A 5,007-nucleotide genomic window follows, 5' to 3' on the forward strand; every position below is an offset into this window, starting at 1 on the left:
CGCGCCCCGCCCCCGTCGCGGAACGCGACAGCGCGGTCGTCGCGCTGGCCGCCGCACCCGGTGCGGACGGCCCGGTCCTCCTGGTCGCCTGGGCGGACGGCCTCGTCGAGCTGCACCGGCTCGGCGGCCCCGACGCCGACCCGCTGCCGTTCCGTCCCGGACCGCCCGTGCGCGCCCTCGCGCTCACCGCCGACGGCACGGCGATCGTCGGAACAGACGAATCCCTGATCCTGCTGCGCCCGGCCCCCGCCCAAACTCCCGACTAGAGCGGCGAGTCGAGCCCCGTCAGCAGCTGTGCGACGTCGAGCCCGGTCTCCAGGTACTGCACGAAGACCTCGTTGTGCAGCGCCCACGGCGACCGGCGGCGGCGGATCAGCGCGATGGCCTCCTCCGCGTCGAGCCCCAGGTCCATCAGCGCCTGCGCGGTCACCAGGCCGGAGCGGTTGTAGCCGGCGAAGCAGCGCACGAGGGTGGGCCGGCCGTCCCGGACGGCGGCCGCCGTGCGGGCGGCCGCCTCCCGGACCGAGCCGAGCTGTTCGAACGTCAGCGGATTGTCGGGGATTTCGTGGACGAGATGTTCCACGTCCGGGCCCGGACCATGACCCGAACGAGTGAACAGACTCACCACCAGCGCGAATTCGCTCTCCGCGACCGCCGGCCGGGGAATTCCCGAACCGTCGTCCCAGAAGTGGCCCCCCATCCACAGTCCCGGAATGATCTCGCTCCACGGAGTACCCGGTTCGGGTACGTCCTCGCCCCGTCGACCCGTGCTGACCATGTGCTTTCCCTCCCCCCGGAGTACCGCGGATCCTGCGGAACGCGGACTGCCCGTGCCCCGTGCCCCCGTACGCGCTCGCCTCAGGCCGCCGGACGGGTCGTCAGCTGAACGGCCAGCCAGGTCGGCACCCCGCCCAGCAGCCGGAACAGCCGGCGGGCCTCGGCCCGCAGCCGCCCCGCCTCCGGCTCTGTCTCGGTGTCCGCGAGCGAGGCCAGCGCCGGGGCCGTACCCACCAGATACCCCAGCTCCTCCCGGATCCGCAGCGACTCCGCGAATCCGTGGCGTGCCTCCGCCAACTCGCCCTCGCGCAACGCCAGTCCGGCGAGATGTCGCCAGGTGGACGACAGCAGCAGCGTGTCGTTCTGCGCTGTCGCGCCCGCATGCGCCCGGCGGTACGCGGCGCGCGCCGCCTGCGGCGAGTCGCCGAGGTTCTGCGCGATCAGCCCGCGCCGGAAGTCGAGCAGCGGCCTCCCCTGCGCCGAGGGCCCGATCAGCGCGGCCGCCCGGCCCAGCGCCGCCCGCGCCTCGTCGGCCCGGTCCCGCACCCCTAACAGCGTCGAGGCGTACGCGAGATAGCCGCGCTCGCACGCCGCCGCCCCGCGCTCCTCGTCGGCGTGCGCGACGGCCTCGGCCGCCCGCAGCGCCTCCTCCGCCTCCGCCCAGCCCTTCTCCGTGTACAGACACCGCTCGATCAGCAGCGCGGCGCGCTGCAGCGCCGCCGCCGGATCGTCGGCGGCGCGGGGGAGGAGCAGGGCGGCCGCGTCGGTCCAGCAGCCACGGGAGCGCAGCCGCCATATGGCGGTCTGTACGGGCGTCTCCTTGCCGTAGGCGAGGGACGGATCGTCGCCATCCTTTGAATCGGAACCAGACATGGCGGTGTCCGCCACATTGCCCTCCCCGAGCGCGCCATTGAGCTGTTGAGTCGACACGAATCTCAGCATGAACGGGCGCGCCCGGCCAAGGGGTTAGGTGAATGAATTCACAATCCCCTGGTGTTTACCGGTAATCGAACATGAATTACCGGTCAGTGCGATCTTGTTCAGGGTTCAGGTTCGGCGGCGGCGGTGAACCCCATCAGGGCGTCCGGGCAACAACGGGTACCGGCAGCGCGTGAGGGCGCGCGTTCGCACCCGATTCGGAGGCTACGTTGACCGACCCGCTGGAGAGTGACGAGAACGGCGACGCCGCGGTCGTCGTCCGGTCCTTCGCGCATCCCGAGCTCTTCGCCGAGCTGTACCACCGGTACGCCGCCGACATACACCGCTTCTGCGGGCGCAGGCTCGGGGACGGGGCCGCCGACGACGTCACGACGGAGACCTTTCTGACCGCCTTCAGGACTCGCCGGCGGTTCGACACCGACCGGGCGAGCGCCCGGTCCTGGCTGTACGGCATATCCGCCGAGCTCATCGACCGGCAGCGCCGCACCGAGGTCCAGGCGTTGGAGGCCCTCGCCGCGTCCGGGTACGACCCGGTCGCGGAGTCCCGTGCGGACCGGGCCTTACGGGCCCCGCTGGCCGCGGCCCTGGCCGGGCTCTCCACCGGCGACCGGCACGCCGTACTGCTCGTCGGCTGGGCCGACTTGGGCGACCAGGACGTCGCCGAGGCGCTCGGCATCGACGTCGTGGCGGTACGCAACCGGCTCGCCCGGGCGCGGCGCACGCTGCGGGCCGCGCTCGGGTACGACGACGTGCTCCCCGGGGGCTCGTACGTCGAAGAGATCCACGTGCTGAGGAGCTTCCGCGCCGACGCGTCCCGCCCCGACCGCGCCCGCCTCGCCCCCGGCCGTCGCCGGCTCCTCGACAGGGCGGCGGCCGCCCGGGGCCCGCGCCGGATGCTCGGTCGGGCCTGACTCGCACGGGAGGAAGAGACTCATGGATTCCGCTACCCGCAGACCGCGGCTCGCGGTGCTCGTCGCCGACGGGATCACCGGCGACCGGCGCGTACAGAGGATCGCCGTCGCGGCCGCCCGTGACGGCTGGGACGTCGCCCTGATCGGCAGGAGCGACACCACGCGCGTCCAGCGCTCCCGGGTGGGCCCGATCGACGTGATCCGGGTGCCCGTGGGCTCCCAGTACCTCCACGCGGCGAACGCGCGCCGCGCGCCGCGTCCGGGGCGTGACGCGGCCTACCACGCCTGGGTGCGGCAGAAGTCGGCCGAGTCCGCGTGGGCGGGCGGGACGCGCCGTACCTTCCTGAAGGCGCTGCTGCACGCCCGGCGCACCGTGCACCGGCTCCGCGTGCGGGTGTTCAAGTGGCGACAGCGGCACAGGCGTTCGGCGCCCGTGGGCGGCGGCCGGGCGCAGGCGGTGGAGCTGGACCTGGCGTACGGCCCGGTGATCGAGGAACTGGAGCCGAACGTCATCCACGCCGCCCACGCGACGCTGATCGTCGCCGCGGCACAGAGCGCGGCGCGCCTGAAGGGCGCGGGGCGCGGGTGCGCGTGGCTGTACGACGCGCACGCGCAGGTGAAGGGGGTGGGGGCGGAGTTCATCGGCCGCGCCGACGCGGTGGCGACGGCGTCGACGCAGACGGCCGAGTGCGGCCGACTGCTGCAGCTGTACCGCGAAGTGTCCGGCCTGACCCCGCTCACCCGACGGCCGGAGGTGTCGTGGACGGTCCGGGAGACCCCCGCCGCGATCCGCGAGGCCGAGCCCGACACCCCCGACGGTCGACCGGCCTGGCGGAAGCTGACCGACACCCCGGTCAGACTCGGCCTCGGCCCGGCGAACCACGCCGGTCAGGGCGCGGCGTACGCGCAGGCGATCACGCGTCACGATCCGGACGTCTCCGTCGAGGTGGTGATGAACAAGCGCCTGTCGTCGACCTTCGACTACCCCGCGGACGTGTACGTGGACGTCACCCGCCTAGGCGATGTGAACGTCCAACTGGCCCAGCTGGAACGGGTCGTGAGTAGGTACACCCACCTCCTCGTCGACGCCTTCATGCCGGTCTTCGGTCACCTGAACGGCACATCGGTGCGCGGAGACCTGGCAGCGCTGGAGCAGGCCGGGATCAAGGTCGCCCTGCTCGCCCACGGCAGCGAGATCCGCCACCCGGGCCACCACCTGCGGCGACATGCCTACTCGCTCTTCCGCGACGCCCCGGACGGCGTGGCGGACATACTCCAGGCCACCGCCGAGCGGAACAGGCGGATCGCCGACGACGCGGGTCTCCCGCTGTTCGTCACCACCCCGGACCTCCTCGACGACCTGCCGACCGCCGGCTGGGCGCCGCTCGTCGTCGACGTGGCGTCGTGGGCGAGCGGGCACCCGGTCATGGAGCGGAAGCGGCCGGTCGTCCTGCACGCCCCGTCCAAGCGCTGGACGAAGGGCAGCGACCGGATCCTGCCGACCCTCACCGAACTGCACGACCGAGGCGTCATCGAGTTCAGGCTCGCCGAAGGCATCCCCTGGAGCGAGATGCGTGAACTGGTCCGCACCTGCGACCTGGTGCTCGACCAGTTCACCACCGGCAGCTACGGCACGTTCGCCGTCGAGGCCATGGCCGCGGGCCGCCCCGTCGTCGCCGCCATCGGCGACGAGGTCAAGGCGGCCACGGACGGCGCCCTCCCGATCGTGAGCGCCACCCCCGACACGTTGTACGAGGTCGTCCGGTCCCTCCTCGCCGACCGCGAGGCCGCGGCCCGCATCGGCCGCGAGTCGGTCGCCTTCGCCCACGCGTACCACGACGGAACCCGGACCGCCCGGGTCCTGAGCGGCTTCCTCGGCCGGTGAAGGGAAGCAGGTGTCCTACGACATCCGCAGCGCCAGGAAGAAGTCCAGCTTGTCCTCCAGGCGGGACAGGTCGCGTCCCGTCAGCTGTTCGATGCGGCCCACCCGGTAGCGCAGCGTGTTGACGTGCAGGTGGAGCCGGGTCGCGCAGCGGGTCCAGGAGCCGTCGCAGTCGAGGAAGGCCTCCAGGGTGGGGATGAGCTCCGCGCGGTGCCGGCGGTCGTAGTCCCGCAGTGGGTCGAGCAGCCGGGCCGTGAAGGCGCGGCGGACGTCGTCGGGGACGAACGGGAGCAGCAGGACGTGCGAGGCCAGCTCGTGGTGACCGGCCGCGCAGACCCGGCCCGGACGGGCCGCGGCGACGCGACGGGCGTGCCGGGCCTCCTCGAGGGCGCCGCGCAGGCCCTCCGCGGAGTGCACGGCCGCCGAGACGCCCAGGGTGAGCCGGCCGTCCTCGGCCAGACCCGCGGACAGCGGCTCGCGGACGGCCGCGAGCAGCGC

General features: G+C 73.4%; 5 protein-coding genes and 1 pseudogene. 3 read left to right on the forward strand and 3 right to left on the reverse strand.

The window, feature by feature from the left end; genetic code table 11:
* A pseudogene (locus VIU94_RS31455) lies at positions 1-266 on the forward strand (hypothetical protein); the annotation flags it as partial.
* On the opposite strand, the gene VIU94_RS31460 reads toward VIU94_RS31455, so the two are convergent.
* Both VIU94_RS31460 and VIU94_RS31465 read right to left on the reverse strand, forming a co-directional pair.
* Positions 263-583, reverse strand: a complete 321-nt coding sequence (locus tag VIU94_RS31460; protein ID WP_331916602.1) for a protein-tyrosine phosphatase family protein — start codon at positions 581-583, stop codon at positions 263-265. The pseudogene VIU94_RS31455 and the gene VIU94_RS31460 overlap by 4 nt on opposite strands.
* Positions 584-858: 275 nt before the next feature.
* A complete protein-coding gene (locus tag VIU94_RS31465) occupies positions 859-1,650 on the reverse strand; it encodes a hypothetical protein (protein ID WP_331916610.1) in 792 nt (263 codons plus the stop codon).
* Positions 1,651-1,925: 275 nt separating this feature from the next.
* Between VIU94_RS31465 and VIU94_RS31470 the strand changes: the two genes are divergently transcribed.
* Complete coding sequence (locus VIU94_RS31470) at positions 1,926-2,627, forward strand: RNA polymerase sigma factor (protein WP_331916604.1); 702 nt, start codon at positions 1,926-1,928, stop codon at positions 2,625-2,627.
* 22 nt (positions 2,628-2,649) lie between these two features.
* Positions 2,650-4,512 (forward strand): glycosyltransferase family 1 protein, encoded by a 1,863-nt coding sequence (locus tag VIU94_RS31475; protein WP_331916606.1) that lies wholly within the window; start codon positions 2,650-2,652, stop codon positions 4,510-4,512.
* 15 nt (positions 4,513-4,527) lie between these two features.
* On the opposite strand, the gene VIU94_RS31480 is transcribed toward VIU94_RS31475, so the two are convergent.
* Positions 4,528-5,007 (reverse strand): PucR family transcriptional regulator (locus VIU94_RS31480; protein ID WP_331916608.1); only part of this gene is annotated, 480 nt, incomplete at its 5' end.

The sequence above is a fragment of the Streptomyces sp. genome (genome assembly GCF_036566765.1).
In the GTDB taxonomy this organism is placed as follows: Bacteria; Actinomycetota; Actinomycetes; order Streptomycetales; family Streptomycetaceae; genus Streptomyces.

Excerpts from the sequence above, each read along its gene's own strand:
- VIU94_RS31475 (WP_331916606.1), top strand. The coding sequence starts at position 2,650 with ATGGATTCCGCTACCCGCAGACCGCGGCTCGCGGTGCTCGTCGCCGAC.
- VIU94_RS31465 (WP_331916610.1), bottom strand. The coding sequence starts at position 1,650 with ATGTCTGGTTCCGATTCAAAGGATGGCGACGATCCGTCCCTCGCCTAC.